We start from the raw sequence: 16,168 nt of genomic DNA on the forward strand, positions 1-16,168 counted from the left end.
ATTTTTAGCGCCATCAAAACAACCTGCTAAAATGAGTTCTACCCGCAAGCATCCGGCAGCGCTGCCGTTCTTATTCTTTTCCGAAATGTGGGAAAGGTTCGGCTTTTACCTGCTCCTGGCCATTTTACAAATGTACCTCACTGATGCTGAAACCGGCGGATGGGCTATGGACCGCAAAACAGCGGTAGATATCTTCGGTACTTTTATCGCCTTTGTTTACCTCACCCCCTTTGTGGGCGGCCTGCTGGCAGACCGGAAAATAGGATATATCCAATCCATTATCTGGGGCGGTATCCTCATGGGGATCGGCTATTGCGGTCTTGCTGTACACAACCTCACCGTTTTTTATGCCTCCCTGGCCCTCATATGTATAGGTAACGGTTTTTTCAAACCCAATATTTCAACCCTCTTGGGTAATGTATATAATGATGAACGCTACAAAGAACTGAAAGATACCGGGTACAATATCTTTTATATGGGTATCAACCTTGGGGCTTTTACCTGTACATTCATTGCTGCCTACCTGAGGAACACCATAGGATGGGGTGCTGCATTCATTGCTGCAGGTATAGGGATGTTCATTGGTGTGATCATTTTTGCGATCGGACTTAAACATTACCGGCATGCAGATGTGCGCAAACCAGAACAACCGGGAGATATGAGCCTGAACAATATTTTTGCGCAGGTATTCATTCCTGTATTGGTGGTTGGGGCCATCGGATGGTTCATTCCCGGAAATATTTTTGGTACGGATTCTACTGACGCATTCATTTTCGCCTGTCTGCCTATTGTATATTTCTTTGCCAACCTGCTGCGCAAAGCCGGTGCCACAGATAAACAGCCGGTAAAAGCCCTGCTGGCTATTTTCGCTGTATCCATTTTATTCTGGGCAGTGTTCAAACAAAATGGTACGGCACTCACCACCTGGGCACAATATTATACTGACAGAGAAATGCCGGCTGCCCTGGTTGCTCCTGCAAAAACACTCATGCTCTCTGAAACGGTGACCAATAAACAGGATTCCGTAGTATCCTACGACAATGAATTCCGTGTGATCAAAAATGCGGATGGCAAACCCGTAAAAGAATTTGGCAAACCGGTATACCTGAAAAATGTAGCGCCGGAAAAAATGCCGCCGGAAGGAGAAAGTATCAATCTTATCAACACGGAACAATTCCAATCTGTGAACCCTTTCTTCGTGATTGTGCTCACGCCACTGGTAGTTGCCTTTTTTGCTTTCCTGAGAAAACGGAAGAAAGAACCGTCCACACCTACTAAGATCGCCTGGGGCCTTGTTATTTCATCCTTGTCCACTTTTATGATGGTAGCGGCTGTGATGGCCTGTGGCAACGGACAGGAGAAAGCGTCTTTCTGGTGGCTCTTCGGATGTTATGGTGTGATCACTGCAGGGGAATTATTATTAAGTCCGATGGGGCTTTCACTGGTTTCGAAACTCAGTCCGCCGAGGCTCACTTCCCTGATGATGGGAGGTTGGTTCCTGGCTACTTCCATGGGGAATAAACTGTCTGGCGTATTAGCTGCCACATGGGATCTCTATGAGAATAAAGCGAATTACTTCCTCGTGAACTTTGTACTGCTGATCTTTTCGGCGGGGATCATATTTGTGATGTTACGCTGGTTGAACAGGGTTTTCAAAGCAAATACATAAATGAAAAGAGGGTGTTTTGCCGGCAGCGAAACACCCTCTTTGCATAAAGCACCAAGCCCCAGGATGGGGATTTGTTTTTTTTAATGATGTTAGCTTTCCCAGGTCATTATCTTCCCCCTGTCTTCTTTCTTCAAACAAACGGCCAGCATCTTTTCATCATACGCTAAGCCATACTGCTGCAATACATCTGCAGGTACACCATCCCATTCATTGGGCTGATTGCCTTTGTAGCCGAGATCTTCCAATCCCATTTTGCTGGTGAAGAAACCAGTTGCTGTCAGATTCCGTATCGTACTAAAAAACGCAACGCCCTGGCTTACAAGAGGCGTGGCCCTCTCAGGGAATGCAATCTCATCCACCACGCCCAGTTGCTCTGCAGCAGCAAGCTCCGTGAATGATTTATTATGCTTTTTCATGGAATGCATATCCAGCCAGCGTAAACCTCCGCGTATGGGCGTTTGGAATTTTGGCTGATCTTTTACAATGAACTCAATGAAATCCGGCACTTTAGCATCCGTAGCACTGCCGGAATGTTCATCTTTTGGGATGATGATATCCACCAATACAGCGATTGTTTTCATCTCTGCATCCGTAAAGAACTTTTCAGCCAGCAGTGCATTATCCCGCAACACTTCTTCCGGTTGCCGGCCATAATCCTTTAATACACCCGCACCCACTTTAGCTTCTTCCTTCGGTTTAGGATCACAGGCACTCAGGATCACGCCGGAGGACAAAGTGCCTATCATCAAGGCTTTCAGCGATTCTCTTCTATCCATGATAATTAGAGATTTTGTTTTTTCAATTCATCAACAATGTATTCTGATGCGCGCATAGACAATGCAAGGATCGTCCAGGTAGGATTTTTATCCGCCTGCGAAACAAAGGCGCCACCATCTACCACAAACAGGTTCTTCACATCATGCGCCTGGTTGAACTTGTTCAGCACAGAGGTTTTCGGATCATTCCCCATACGCGTAGTACCTACTTCGTGAATGATACGGCCAGGGTTTTCCAGTCCGTACATAGTTTCAGGCCCGGCTTTTGTTCCATTCGGAATAGCGCCGATTTCATGGAAGAGCTGCTCGAATGTATCCTGCATGTGTTTGGCCTGTTTGATCTCATGTTCACTCCAGGTATAATTGAAACGTAATACAGGGATACCGAATTTATCCACTACGTTCGGGTCTATCTCGCAATAATTATCTATCCGCGGAATAGCTTCCCCTCTTCCTGCAAATCCAATGCTGGCGCCATAATAACGGCGATAGTCATCTTTCAGTGCAGCGCCATATCCGCCGGCATTTCTTAGTGCCCTGCCTGCCTCTTTTACATGTACGCTTTCAACCCCGAAACCAAATCCATAACCCGGCATGCTCATGCCGCCACCCATTTCAATATGATACCCTCTCGCAAAATCAAGTTTTTTATTATCCAGCCACCAGGGAACATACATGTGCATGCCACCTACGCCATCTTCATTATACCGCTTGCGGTTCATCAATGCAGGAACAAAAGCTGACCTGGATGCGCCGGTAGAATCATGCAGATATTTACCCACCACACCACTGGAATTAGCCAGCCCGTTGGGATGCATGGGAGATTTTGAATTGAGCAGCAAACGCGCAGATTCACAGGCGCTGGCGGCTAATACTACCACACGCGCAGAGATCTGATGTTCTTCCAAAGTATTCCTGTCAACATAAGAAACACCGGTTGCCTTGCCGGAAGCATCGGTTAATACTTCACGCACCATGGCATCGGTAAAGAGTTCCATGGTTCCGATCTTCAATGCCGGTTTAACAAGACAGGTAGAAGAGGAGAAGTCAGCGTACACACTGCAACCACGGCCACACTGACCGCAAAAGAAACAGCTGCCGCGTTCTTTATTCACAGGCCTTGTTAGCATAGACATGCGTGAATGGATCACAGGGATCTTCAGTTTATCTCCCGCCTTTTTCACCATCAGCTCATGCAAACGGGGTTTTGGAGGAGGAAGGAAAAATCCGTCCGGTTCATTATGGATACCTTCTTTGGAACCAAATACACCGATCAGTTTATCCACGCGGTCGTAAAAAGGTTTCACATCATCATAACCAATTGGCCAGTCATCTCCATGCCCATCAATACTTGCATGTTTAAAATCATTGGGCCCAAAACGAAGGGAGATGCGCCCCCAGTGATTGGTTCGGCCACCCAGCATGCGGGAGCGGAACCAGTCGAATTTGGTGCCGTTCTTTTGCGTGTAAGGTTCTCCGTTAATTTCCCATCCGCCATAAGCTGCGTCAAAATCTCCGAAAGGCCGCGTGGTGTTAGCACCACGGCGGGGAGATTCATAAGGCCACTTTAGCTGGGTTTGCTGTTTCGGATCTGCCGGATCATATTTGGGTCCCGCTTCCAGAAGCGCTACCTTTAAGCCAGCTTCAGATAGCACTTTTGCTGCCATACCGCCACCGGCTCCGGAGCCAACGATGCAAACGTCATACACCCTGGCCTGTTTTTTTATCTCAAATGCCATTAGGAACGTGGATTGTTTTATGAAAGATTTGACCTGTAAGGCTTTAAATCTATAAATTAAATGCGGAAATGAAAAGTGTTTTTTACTTTCGGCTTCTATTCTATGACGACTAACATACCTTATATCCTGGGAGTAGACATTGGCACAGGAAGCGCCAAAGCAGTTGCCGTACATCCCAACGGCCAGATCTCTGCTGCACACAGGCAGGCTTATCCAACAATGCTTCCGCAACCCGGTTTCAGTGAACAGGACCCGCAAGCCGTATTGGCAGCTATTATCAGTACCATTCAACATACCGTGGCGCAAATGGGTTCCTCCCCGGCAGCCATTTCCCTGAGTTGTGCCATGCACAGTTTCATGGCTGTAGACGAAAACGGGCAACCTTTGACTCCCCTGATGACCTGGGCAGACAACCGCAGCGAAAAATATGCCGCCGCACTGAAAAATACGGAGGCTGGCAAAAGGATCTACGCAGCAACTGGTACGCCCATTCATCCCATGTCTCCTTTATGCAAGATCCAATGGATCAGGGAGAACCTGCCGGAAGTTTTTCAAAAGGCAGCCTGTTTCATGGGCATCAAGGAATTATTCCTGCATCGCTGTTTTCATGAATTCATCACAGATTATTCCATTGCTTCGGCAACAGGATTATTCGATATCCGCACACTGGACTGGCATCCTGAAGCATTGCAGGTAGCCGGCATTACAGACGAACGTTTACCTATTCCGGTAGAGACCACCCGTTTGCTGATTGGAATGGACCAGGCCATGGCAGGAGCTTTGGGGGTTTCACCAGATACCCTTATCATGGCTGGCAGCAGTGACGGATGCCTTGCACAATTAGGCAGCGGAGCAGTGCAACCTGGCCATGCTGCACTCACAATTGGTACCAGCAGCGCCATCAGGATGATGACCGCCAAACCGGCAGCAGATGAAAAAGGAAGATTGTTTTCCTATGTGCTCACACCGGACCATTATGTATGTGGCGGTGCCACAAATAATGGGGGCGGGGCTTTGCAGTGGTTCTCCAAAACATTCCTCCCCTGGTCTGATTACAACGATTTTCTGAAAGTAGCATTCACAGCGCCTCCCGGCTCAGATGGCTTATTGTGTTTACCTTATCTGCTGGGAGAACGTGCACCTGTATGGGATAGCCGTGCCCGCGGAGCTTTTGTTGGCATACAGCAGCAACATGGTTCTGCGCATTTTCAACGCGCATTGATAGAAGGCATTTGTTTTGGATTATATAGTGTGGGCGAAGCACTGGAAAGTGTGGTAAGCCCTATCCGGGAAATAACGGTAAGTGGGGGATTCACGGCATCTCCCTTATGGATCCAATTGCTGGCAGACATTTTCCAGAAACCCATGATCCTGCACCAGGATGAAGATGCCTCTGCATTGGGAGCAGCTTTGCTGGGATGGCATGCTTTGGAAAAGATAGATGCATGGCAGTTTGATCCCGCAGCCGCCGCAAGGGTTTTTGAACCAGGTGCGGAACACCAGGCTGTTTACCAGCGAAATTATAAAGCATACTCCCTGCTGTATCAGCAGTTAAAAGAAGCGATGGAAATTTTAGGCACCCCTGTCAAACATCCGCTCTAAGTCGTTTAGCTTGAAGGAGATAAAAGTGAACCTGCCTCCGGGAGAAGCATTCGGAGTGGCACAGGCAAATAATTCATCGATGATGTTCTGCATTTCCCTTGTTCCCAGCGGTTTTCCAACCGGAATGGCATTGTTGCGCGCCATGGAACGGACCAGGTGTTCGCGGCGATTGAGCTTCAGCTCATGACTGAAATGTTTGAACTGTTCCAGCAAACCTTCAATACTTGCCTGCTCATTTCCCGTTTGAATATCCGCCGGCGTACCACGAACCACAAAAGTATGCATCCCGAAAGGTTCCAGGTCATAGCCCAGCGCCTGTAACTCCGGCAGCATTTCTGAGATCACTACAGCATCTGCTGGTAATAACTCCAGCGTTTGGGGGAAAAGACTTTGTTGTGTGGTAATTGGTTTTTCAGAAAGTGCCCGCTGGTAACGTTCATACAGGATGCGTTCATGCGCAGCCCGCTGATCTATCAATATGTAACCAGATTTTATCTGCGATAAGATGTATTGCTGATGTACCTGCACAGGTACTTTCTGATCTGTAGCCGCTTCCTGCCACCGTTCATCTATCACGGAAGCTGTAGAGGAAGGCGCTTCCATCTCCAATGGTTTTTCCACCGGCCCGTACAGGTCTTTCCAGTTACGGAGATTACTATTGCTGGTACCGCTGTGATCAATCATATGCGCCTGGTTGGCTTGTGTGAAAGAGCGGTAAATGGAAGTGTTGGCAGACTGCACTTTCTTTTGATCAGTGAAGGGCTGCGTTAATGCATCCAGGGATTGAATGCCCGGGTCCAGTTCAAAATCCAGCGCCGGTGTTACGTTGAATTGTGCCAGCGCGTGTTTAACAGCCGCCTGCACAAAAGCATAGAGGATCTTTTCATCATCGAACTTGATCTCCTGTTTGGTAGGATGCACGTTAATATCCACATGCGCGGGATCGAGATCAATGAAGAGTACATATAGCGGAAAATTCTCAGAAGGGATCATTTCTGAGAAGGCAGACATTACCGCATGGTTCAGATAACCGCTCTTTATAAACCGGTTATTAACAAAAAAGAACTGATCGCCCCTTGTTTTTTTAGCCGTATCCGGCTTACCTACAAATCCTGACACGTTCATGTAGTCCGTACTCTCTTTTACGGTAACTAATTTGGAATTATAGTTCTGCCCCAGGATATTTACGATACGTTGCTTCAGAGAGCCTTTTTCAAGATGGAACATTTCCTGCCCATTTGAGTTAAGAGAGAACTGCAAATGAGGAAAAGCGAGCGCTACACGAATAAATTCATCCACGATATGACGCATTTCAGCGGCATTGCTCTTGAGGAAATTTCTTCTGGCAGGCACATTGAAAAAGAGGTTTTTCATGGCGATACTTGTGCCAGGTGCAGTTTGACAGGGTTCCTGCTTTTTCACCACACTGTTATCTATTTCAATGAAAGTGCCAAGTTCCTCGTTATGTTTGCGCGATTTAAGCTCCACCTGGGCTACGGCTGCAATTGATGCCAGGGCCTCACCCCGGAACCCCATAGTACGGATATGAAAAAGATCATCGATGGTTTGGATCTTGGAAGTAGCATGCCGTTCAAAACACATACGGGCATCAGTATCACTCATACCGCTGCCGTTGTCTATGACTTGCACCAGCTCTTTGCCGGCGTCTTTTATGAAGAGTTGAATTTCTGTTGCGCCCGCGTCCACAGCGTTTTCCAGCAGTTCCTTCACTGCCGAAGCCGGCCGCTGAATCACTTCTCCTGCTGCTATCTGGTTTGCTATATTATCCGGTAACAAATTGATGATATCCGCCACTTGCCTGCCTTTTGGCATAAAGGTAGGATTAAAAAAAAATATTGTTAAATACATTCGGGTTGCAAACCAATCGTCCCAGCATTTCGTAACTTTAATATTGACCTGCCACGCCGCAACTATGCCCTTAGTATTAATCTTGGTGTTAAGACGTAGTTAACACATAATCAATAGTTAACATGAAGACAAGTAATCTGCTATTTTTATGCCTTAGTTTAATAATCAGCCACTGTACTTACTCTCAAAACGGAGCTAAAACGAAACCAATGGAAGAAAAAAAGAATCCTGCGTACTCCCGCACGGATACTAGTAAAGTAAACCTAACCGACGAAGAGTGGAAAAAAGCCTTGCCAAAAGACGTTTATGAAATAGCGAGACAAAAAGGAACTGAGTGGGCGTTCACAGGTAAATACTGGAACTCCAAAGAAAAAGGTACTTACTATTGCGCCGCTTGCGGCAATCCGCTTTTTGTGTCAGACACAAAGTTTGAAAGCGGCTGTGGCTGGCCGAGTTTTTACCAGCCCATCAGTAAAACGAGTGTGATCTACACGCCGGACAATTCACATGGTATGACACGTACCGAAGTGCAATGTGGCAGATGTAAAGCACATCTCGGACACGTTTTTGATGATGGACCGCCACCAACAGGTTTGCGTTATTGCATCAATTCCGTTATCCTGGATTTTGACAAGGCACAGGACGCGGAAAAGAAGTTTAAAGAGAAGGAGTAAATCGTTTATTGGAAAACCGAACCTCCCCTATGAATGCCTCCGGAACAAACCCCTGTACCGGCTTAAGCTCTCAGTTTTATAGATAAGCGAATGTCTTACAGGATAATATTTCCATAAGAGAAGAACCCGCTTGTGCTTACACAAACGGGCTCTTCCTGAATTAATAATTAGGGTTCTGCTTCAGCGTGGCCTGGCCATCCTTAGTGCTGTTAAGGATCTCCTGCGCCGGTATAGGATAATATTCATGTTTGCCTTTCTCGAATAACACCCCATTCAAATAAGTTCGTTTCAGTTTTTCTTTATCATAATAGGCATTCAATGTAAGGTCTGCAATCCCCCAGCGCACCAGGTCAAAGAACCGGTGGCCTTCCATGCCAAACTCCAAACGCTCTTCAAAACGTACTGCTTTCCTTGCCATCACAGGATCTGCCCAGGCTGCAGTGTACAAACCCACCTTATAGTTCGCTGCATTGCTGCCATCCACTTTTTTCACAAATCCTACAGGATTTAATGCGCGCGTGCGGATCATATTCACCAGTTCTCTTGCTCTCTCCAGCCCGCCCAGTTCTATTTCACATTCTGCCAGCCAGAGGATCACATGAGAATAACGGATCATTCTATAGTTGTTAGCATTCAACCGCGGGTTACTGTTAAAGGTGGCGCTGCCGATATCTGATTTATAGAACAGGTGTTTTTTAGGAGAATAAGGCCCCGCATAAGCCTGGTCCCTGACGTAAGCTTTACCCGGATGATCGCCATGATCGAGGAAGGGAATACCTCTCCGGCCAACCGTCCAATCCAGCCTTGCATCCAGCGTACCGGCATAAGGTGTGAAGGGAGCTGTAGATTCAATTCCCTGGTCGTTGGTTACATCTGCATCGTTGAAGTTATCCAGTAAGGGTAAGCCATTCGCATCTGTTTTAAATGCATTCACCAGGTTCTGCGAAGGTTGAAAGAACCCGCAGCAGGTAGTGGGCCCACCATAAGGATAATTCAACGTAGCGCCCTGGTTGCCATTTTCACCTCCTCCCGCGCCATCATTCACGGAATGTTCTACTTCAAAAATGGATTCGCTATTGTTGTTTGTGGCGGCCCGGAAATTATCTGCATACCGTTCTGTTAAAATATATCCTCCCTGGGTCATGATCTCATCCAGCAAAGGTTTGGCCTCCGCATACTTTTGCTGGAACAGGTAAGCCTTTGCCAGCAGGGCAGATGCTGCCCACTTTGTAGCACGGCCTTTTTGCGTTTGCCTGGGTGGCAATTGCTGATAAGCAAAAAGCAGGTCTTCCCCGATCTTTGGCCAGATCTCTTCTGTATTGGGCAGTTTGGTACTGTTTGGATCTTCCGGGTTGTAGGTTTTTTCATCTACATAGGGCACATTTTTGAACATCTTTTTTGCTTCAAAATGAAAGTGCCCCCGCAGGAAACGAGCCTCCGCAGCGATCAGCGGTTTTTCCGCATCAGGGATGTCCGTAGCTTTTGAAAGTGCGATCAGTACATCATTACACCTGGCTACACCATCATATACCGCACGCCATTTTCCACGGAAATGACCATTGTCCGGTAATATTTTCCGTGTTTCAATAAAAGATATTTCCGGCTGGTCCCCAGAGGTGGAACCTTTATAAGCATCATCAGAGGCCACACTGCCATAGATCCAGTTATCCGCAGAACCATGCCAGGAAGTACCCCCGGAACCAACACCATCTACCAAAGAATAAGCCGCAATCAGCAACGCGTTCACACCTTTTCGGTTATTGAGCTGCTCAGGGAGTAATACGCCTTTCGGTTTTACATCCAGGAAACCATCTCCGCAGGAAACAGCAAGCAGCAACAGCACCATGGCCATTATTATTTTACGTATGTGCATAACAGTAAGTTTGAATTTAGAAAGTAAGGTTTGCGCCGATCAGGTATACTTTGGATGTGGGATAAGCTCCTTCATCCACGCCCATGTGCCTGTCGTTATTAGGACTGTAAGCACGCAGGTTGATCTCAGGGTCCAGGCCTGTGTACTTTGTGATCGTGAAAAGGTTCTGCGCCTGCAGATAAACCTGCAACTGCTCAATGCCTACCCGTTTGATCAGGCTGGCAGGGAGTTTATAAGACAGCTGCACATTCTTCATCCGCAGGTAAGAACCATTTTCCAGGTAATAAGTGGAAGGGTTACTGCTGATCACATCATTCGACCGTAATTGGGGCAGGAGGGCGTTTGTTTTTCCCGGCCGCCAGGAGTCTTCCAGCATGCGGCGGCTGCGGTTCCCGGCAAAAGTGGGGAAGTCTGTCCAGTAACGCACATAGTTGAAGATCTTGTTGCCCTGTACTCCCTGCGCAAAAAGCGTTAGCCCAAAATTCTTATAGCCAAGCTGTACGTTAACACCATAACTGAAATCAGGATGGGGACTGCCAATGATGGTACGGTCATCTGCATTGATCACATTATTGGAGTCCAGGTCGCGGAAAATAAACTGGCCGGCTTTATTATTGGCACCGCCGCCAAACTGTGCGGCATGTTTTGCACCTTCAGCATCTGTTTGAAAGATGCCATCTATCACGTAACCGAAAAAAGAAGAAATGGGGTAGCCGGCCTGGGTAACTGTCATGGATGGAAGGCGGGTTGTGAAGCCAAAGTAACGGGTCTTGGGATTGCCATCTGTTACTTCAACATTATTTCGGTAGCTCGAGAAATTCAGGTTGATATCATATGTGAAATCTCCTCCTGCGGCATCACTGAGAAAACTGATGCCCAGCTCAATCCCCTTGTTCACCATCGAGCCGATGTTCCTGAATGGATTTGTGGCAATACCTTGTGTGAACTGTAATTCAACGGGGAATAACATGTCTGTGGTTTTACGGCGGAACCAGTCGAAATTAAAACCCAGTCTACCTTTCATCATACTGGCATCCACGCCGATGTCCAGCGAACTGGTGGTTTCCCACTTCGCGCGGAGATTCCCGAACTGCGTGAGATCATATCCCTGCAATGCAGAAGTGCGGGAACCGTTCAGGTCATAGAAAGAAGTGGTGGGATTGGTGCCGAAGAACGTGTACGCATTATAGTTACCTATCTCCTGGTTACCCGTCTGGCCATATGCCGCCCTTAATTTCAGGTCGTTCACAAAGGAAACGCCCTTCATGAAATCTTCTTCAGATAAACGCCATCCCACACTGGCCGCAGGGAAATAGGCCACCCTGAACTGTTCGGAAAAACGGGAAGATCGATCACGACGGAGCGTAAGGTCCAGCAGGTACCTGTCGTTATACACATAGTTCAGCTTGCTGAATTCAGAAGCCAGCCGCCAGTTGGAGGCGCTGCCGCTGTTGGTGGAAGTTCCGCCGTTGCCTGCATCCAGGTAACGATTGTCCAGGTCATCCACAAAGAAACCGGCACGGCCCGCTGCAAATGCTTCCGCATAATTGCCAATAGACTCCGTACCTACGATCAGGTTGAAACGATGTAAGGCGCCCAGCTGGAATTTATATGTAAGCGTGTTATACCAGGTCCAGGTGGCCTCGTAGTTGTTATTTGTGCTGAGATTACTGTTGGAGGCAGATTCAGAAGATTCAATATCCCGGATAGTATAGGTACGGATATTGAAATTACTATAGTCTATACCAATACTCGTACGTGCGGTAAGATTAGGTAAGATATCCGCTTCCAGGTAAGCATTACCGAACAGCCTTATCTCTTTCCCCACATTGTCCTTGTTACGGTACAATGCCGCTACGGGGTTCTTTGCATTATCCAGGTCGCCGCCTTTTGTTCCTGCAAAATTCCCCATGATATCATATACCGGGATGATGGGCTGCATGCGGTAAGCGAAGGAAACAGGGTTTCCTTCATTCTGGTTACCGGCAGGCTGACCTACTCTTTCGCTGTAAGAAACCTGTAAGTTCTCTCCCGCGCGGAACCTTTTGTTGATATTAAATTCTGTATTGGCGCGGAGGGAGTAACGTTTGAAACCGGTATGGATCATAATCCCTTTCTGATCATAATAACCGAGGCTCATAGCATAGCGGCCACCATCTGTTCCCCCGGAAACGCCCACCTGGTGGGATTGAATGGGTGCCGGATCAAAGATCTCATCCATCCAGTTGGTCCCTGCTTTATTGGCTTTGGTGATCAGCCATTTTGTTTTTTTGAAGTCCGCCCCATCTATATCTGTACTGTAGTTGGCGGGGTTTACCCGCGGATCGTTTGCAGAAGCGCCATCCGGGAAAATATAATCCGGTGTAACAGGATTGGCGCCGCTGCCAAACTGCGCGTGTTTGGGGAAACCCGTTACAGGATCAACGTTTCCTGCATTGATACGTGATTCCCAGAGCAGGCTTGCATATTCAGTGGTATTCAGCAGGTCGAGGAATTCTCCGGGCCTTTGTGTACCATAATACATATCATACGTGAGCCTTGGCCTTCCGATCTTTCCTTTTTTGGTGGTGATGATCACCACGCCATTCCCTGCACGGGAGCCATAGATGGAGGATGCAGAGGCATCCTTCAATACCTGCATGGTTTCAATATCATTCAGGTTGAGTGTGTTCAGGTTGCCTTTGGTGGGAACACCGTCAATTACATAAAGCGGGGAGTTATCATTGATGGTACCGTATCCGCGGATGCGGACCATCACATTTCCGCCTGGCGCATTTTCATTTCCAACCGTAACTCCTGCAACGCGTCCCTGCAAAGCCTGGCCCACATTAGTGGCAGGGGCAGAGAGCAGTTGTTTTACATTAACGGTGGCAACTGCGCCTGTGATATCCTTTTTAGATTGGCTGCCATAGCCTGTTACCACAACTTCATTGAGTGTACCGGCATTTTCTGTCAGCTCTACATCGAGTTGTGTTGCGCCACTTATTTTTACTTCTTTAGGCATGAAACCTATAAAAGAGAAAAGAAGCGTGCTGCCGGAGGGGGCTGTGATCTTGTAGGTGCCGGTAGGATCAGTTACCGTGCCCTGGCTGGTACCTTTGATGACAACCGTTACGCCGGGCAGAGGTGTTTTATCAAGACTGCCGGTTACTTTACCGGTAATGCTTACAGATTGCGCCCAGGTGGTTGAGCACAGGAATAGGAGTAGCCATACGGCTAAGTGCCTGCGGGCACTGCAGTTTACGTGGAAGTACATACATGTTTAGTTTAGGATGGAAAATTTGGTTCCTCCCGGTTAACAAAATCGATTTAGCATAGCGAATGCGCGCAGTTTTTACACCGCAGGTGGTACGGTTTTTTTCTTCATGCCTTTTGAGTTTAAAGTGAAAGAACGGGTTTCCCCCTGGTCAACATCTCTGATTCAGATTTGGTAATAGAATTGGCTAATTGTGCCCGGTGGGCATGATACAGAAGGTCCTTTTTTCATAAACGCGTGTTAGGTTAATAATGAAAAGATAGTTTTTCTTTGTAAACGTGCTCGGGTTTAAATGGTTAATAAAACAGGGTAATGGCGTTTATCACGGATGGGCGGTAATTGAAATTACAAACTAAATTTTAAAATAGGAAGCTTTTCAGGATAAGTTTTGCAATTAAATTTTACGCCGGCAATGTAAATTGCGGTCAGTTAAGAAAAATTGGGGGAAAGAACGTAGGGAAGGGAAAAGCTTAGGAACTGAGGTCTGCTAATTCAGCATAGATATTTGGCTCGAACTCAATGATGTCGTAAACAGCCAGTTGAAACTTGTCGAAAGGGTCTTCTGCCAGGATTGCTTCTACCTCGCGGCGGCTGGTAGCCTTACAGAGAATAATACCTCCGGTACGGGGCTTCCGCCTTCCCGAAAGAATGAACTTACCTTCCCTGTACTGTTTTTCCAGGAAAGCGTTGTGCGCCTCGATATAGTGGTCTATGGCCGCTAAGGGGCGGATGTATTGAACCAGGATCAGATACATAGTTTTGTCGGTCTTTCAGTAAATGGTTAAAAATCAGAATATTTACAAAGGTAGACAAATTGTTGATACCTGCTACCCGTACTGCCTTCCTAACAATTTTTTAAACGTATTAGCAAAAAACATTGTATTTTTGACGGTAATTTTCAAATCCATTTAACATCTTTCTCTCTATGAAAAGAACGACTACAAGTGCACTCCTCATGATTTTCGGTGCAGCGGTCTTGTTGTTAACCGCCTGTTCCAAGACTCCGGAAGGAGGCAAACATATTCCTAAAACAGCTGCGCTCGTTTTCGGGATCAACTCTAAGCAAATTCAGGACAAGCTGGTAAAAGAAGGCCTTTCTGTTGATAAAATATTCGAAGCCGTACAGGACAAGGATACTTCCAACAAACTGTCCAAAGCGCTGAAAGAAGCAGAGAATTCCGGCGTTGACCTGAAAGGCGATGTATATATCGCACTGGTTCCCGGTGAAAAAGGCAAGAGCTATGCTTCTGTTGTTGCAAAGCTTGACGATGCCGCTAAGTTTGAAGCCTTCATCAAAGAGAAATCTAAAAAAGAGGTTAAAGCAGGAACAGACTTTAAATACATCGTTGATAAAGAAGGCCTGGTAGGTTTCAACAAAGAAACGATCATCGGCGTATTTGTGATAAATCCTAACAAATTTGAATTTACCGGAGATGTGGGTGTTGCTAATGCCACGGGTACTGAAGCAGACGAAAAAGCATGGGTAGAGGTACTGAATGGCCTCTTTCACCTGAAAGCAGATGAGTCTGTAGGTACTATCGAATCTTTCAAAGAGGTACAAAAAGAAAAAGGAGATGTTTTCTTCTGGATGAGCAGCGAGCAGATCTATGCTTTCAATCCGGGAACACCTTCTGGTATGGCCGCACTGGTTACTACCAATATCAAGAAACTCACTGCAGGTTCTTATCAAACTGCTGCAGCGCATTTCGAGAATGGCAAGATCAAGGTGAACAGCCTTGCATATGCAGGGAAAGAGATCCAGGATATTATGAAGAAATATCCAATGGAGAAAGTGAACATCAGTGCACTGGAAACTTATCCTTCTGAAAACGTATTAGGTTTTGCCCTGATGAACTTTGACCTGCGCATGCTGGGAGATATCATCAAACTGATGGGTATGGATGGTTTTGCTAACATGGGCCTGGCCGAAACCGGTCTTACCCTGGATGATATCCTGAAAGCCTTCACAGGTGAAATTGCACTGGTAGCTTCTGATTTCAGCGTAGTAAGCAAACCTTCTGAATGGGACAGTACTTATAAAGTAACCAAACCCGAAGTTAAATGGGTGTTCAGCATGAAAGTAGGCGATAAAGCAGCTTTCGAAAAAGTAATGAACACGCCGATGGTAGGTCAGATGTTCACCAAACAAGGCACTGAATATGTACCCAACCAACCAATGGGTGAAGTAGCAGTATCTATCAATGATAAACGCATCCTCGCAGCTTCTGATAATGGTCTGCTGACTTCTTACTCAGAAGGTAAATCCAAAGTAAAACTGGACGCAGGTGTGCTGGATAAAGCAAAAGGTAATGTAATGAGCATGTACCTGAGCGTAGAAAAACTGGTAAACAACCTGCCTGCTGAAGAAATGAAACTGCCAGACAGCGTACTGAACGATGTGAAAGGTCTCCTGAAAGACTTTACCGTATCTACAGAACCCAGCAATGGCAAATCTCAGCGCTCTACCATGGAACTGAACTTCAAAAATGAAAATCAGAACACCCTGGTGCAGATCGTTAACTTCTCTAAGAAAATGTTCGCTTACTACAGCGCACATAAGAAAGAGCAGGAAGCTGCATGGGGTGGTGATGCTGCGGTAGTTGATTCTGCTGTGGTAGTTGACTCTACGGCTGTGGCTGTACCAGCAGCACCGGCAACTAATTAATAAAGGCAATATTATCCTTGTTTAAAAAGCTGCTCCATAACGGGG

General features: G+C 46.8%; 10 protein-coding genes. 4 read left to right on the forward strand and 6 right to left on the reverse strand.

Features of this window, described 5'->3' with window-relative positions; translation table 11 throughout:
- Positions 1 to 31: 31 nt before the first annotated feature.
- The gene (locus AAHN97_RS25280; RefSeq protein ID WP_343304869.1) at positions 32 to 1,669 is read left to right on the forward strand and encodes a peptide MFS transporter; all 1,638 of its coding nucleotides are present in this window, start codon (positions 32 to 34) and stop codon (positions 1,667 to 1,669) included.
- Positions 1,670 to 1,758: 89 nt separating this feature from the next.
- Here the strand turns inward: AAHN97_RS25280 and AAHN97_RS25285 are convergent, their stop codons facing one another.
- Positions 1,759 to 2,445: a gluconate 2-dehydrogenase subunit 3 family protein gene (locus AAHN97_RS25285; RefSeq protein ID WP_343304870.1), complete on the reverse strand. Its 687-nt coding sequence runs from the start codon at positions 2,443 to 2,445 to the stop codon at positions 1,759 to 1,761.
- Between the two features lie 5 nt (positions 2,446 to 2,450).
- Positions 2,451 to 4,184, reverse strand: coding sequence for a GMC family oxidoreductase (locus tag AAHN97_RS25290; protein ID WP_343304871.1), 1,734 nt, complete (start codon positions 4,182 to 4,184; stop codon positions 2,451 to 2,453).
- 102 nt (positions 4,185 to 4,286) lie between these two features.
- Between AAHN97_RS25290 and AAHN97_RS25295 the strand changes: the two genes are divergently transcribed.
- A complete protein-coding gene (locus tag AAHN97_RS25295; RefSeq protein WP_343304872.1) occupies positions 4,287 to 5,786 on the forward strand; it encodes a gluconokinase in 1,500 nt (499 codons plus the stop codon).
- Here AAHN97_RS25295 and mutL read toward each other — a convergent pair.
- On the reverse strand, positions 5,757 to 7,619 hold the full coding sequence (mutL, locus tag AAHN97_RS25300) for a DNA mismatch repair endonuclease MutL (protein WP_343304873.1): 1,863 nt from the start codon (positions 7,617 to 7,619) through the stop codon (positions 5,757 to 5,759). The genes AAHN97_RS25295 and mutL overlap by 30 nt on opposite strands.
- 245 nt (positions 7,620 to 7,864) lie before the next feature.
- On the opposite strand from mutL, the gene msrB reads away from it, so the two are divergent.
- On the forward strand, positions 7,865 to 8,329 hold the full coding sequence (gene msrB / locus AAHN97_RS25305) for a peptide-methionine (R)-S-oxide reductase MsrB (RefSeq protein WP_343304874.1): 465 nt from the start codon (positions 7,865 to 7,867) through the stop codon (positions 8,327 to 8,329).
- A 160-nt stretch (positions 8,330 to 8,489) separates the two neighbouring features.
- On the opposite strand, the gene AAHN97_RS25310 is transcribed toward msrB, so the two are convergent.
- The 3 genes from AAHN97_RS25310 to AAHN97_RS25320 all read right to left on the reverse strand — a co-directional run bounded on the left by AAHN97_RS25310 (position 8,490) and on the right by AAHN97_RS25320 (position 14,213).
- Positions 8,490 to 10,202, reverse strand: a complete 1,713-nt coding sequence (locus AAHN97_RS25310; RefSeq protein WP_343304875.1) for a RagB/SusD family nutrient uptake outer membrane protein — start codon at positions 10,200 to 10,202, stop codon at positions 8,490 to 8,492.
- Between the two features lie 16 nt (positions 10,203 to 10,218).
- Positions 10,219 to 13,458, reverse strand: a complete 3,240-nt coding sequence (locus AAHN97_RS25315; RefSeq protein WP_343304876.1) for a SusC/RagA family TonB-linked outer membrane protein — start codon at positions 13,456 to 13,458, stop codon at positions 10,219 to 10,221.
- Positions 13,459 to 13,928: 470 nt separating this feature from the next.
- Positions 13,929 to 14,213, reverse strand: coding sequence for a YciI family protein (locus AAHN97_RS25320; RefSeq protein WP_343304877.1), 285 nt, complete (start codon positions 14,211 to 14,213; stop codon positions 13,929 to 13,931).
- Between the two features lie 170 nt (positions 14,214 to 14,383).
- Between AAHN97_RS25320 and AAHN97_RS25325 the strand changes: the two genes are divergently transcribed.
- Complete coding sequence (locus AAHN97_RS25325) at positions 14,384 to 16,123, forward strand: DUF4836 family protein (RefSeq protein ID WP_343304878.1); 1,740 nt, start codon at positions 14,384 to 14,386, stop codon at positions 16,121 to 16,123.
- Positions 16,124 to 16,168: the final 45 nt, after the last annotated feature.

The sequence above is a fragment of the Chitinophaga niabensis genome (genome assembly GCF_039545795.1).
GTDB lineage: Bacteria > Bacteroidota > Bacteroidia > Chitinophagales > Chitinophagaceae > Chitinophaga > Chitinophaga niabensis_B.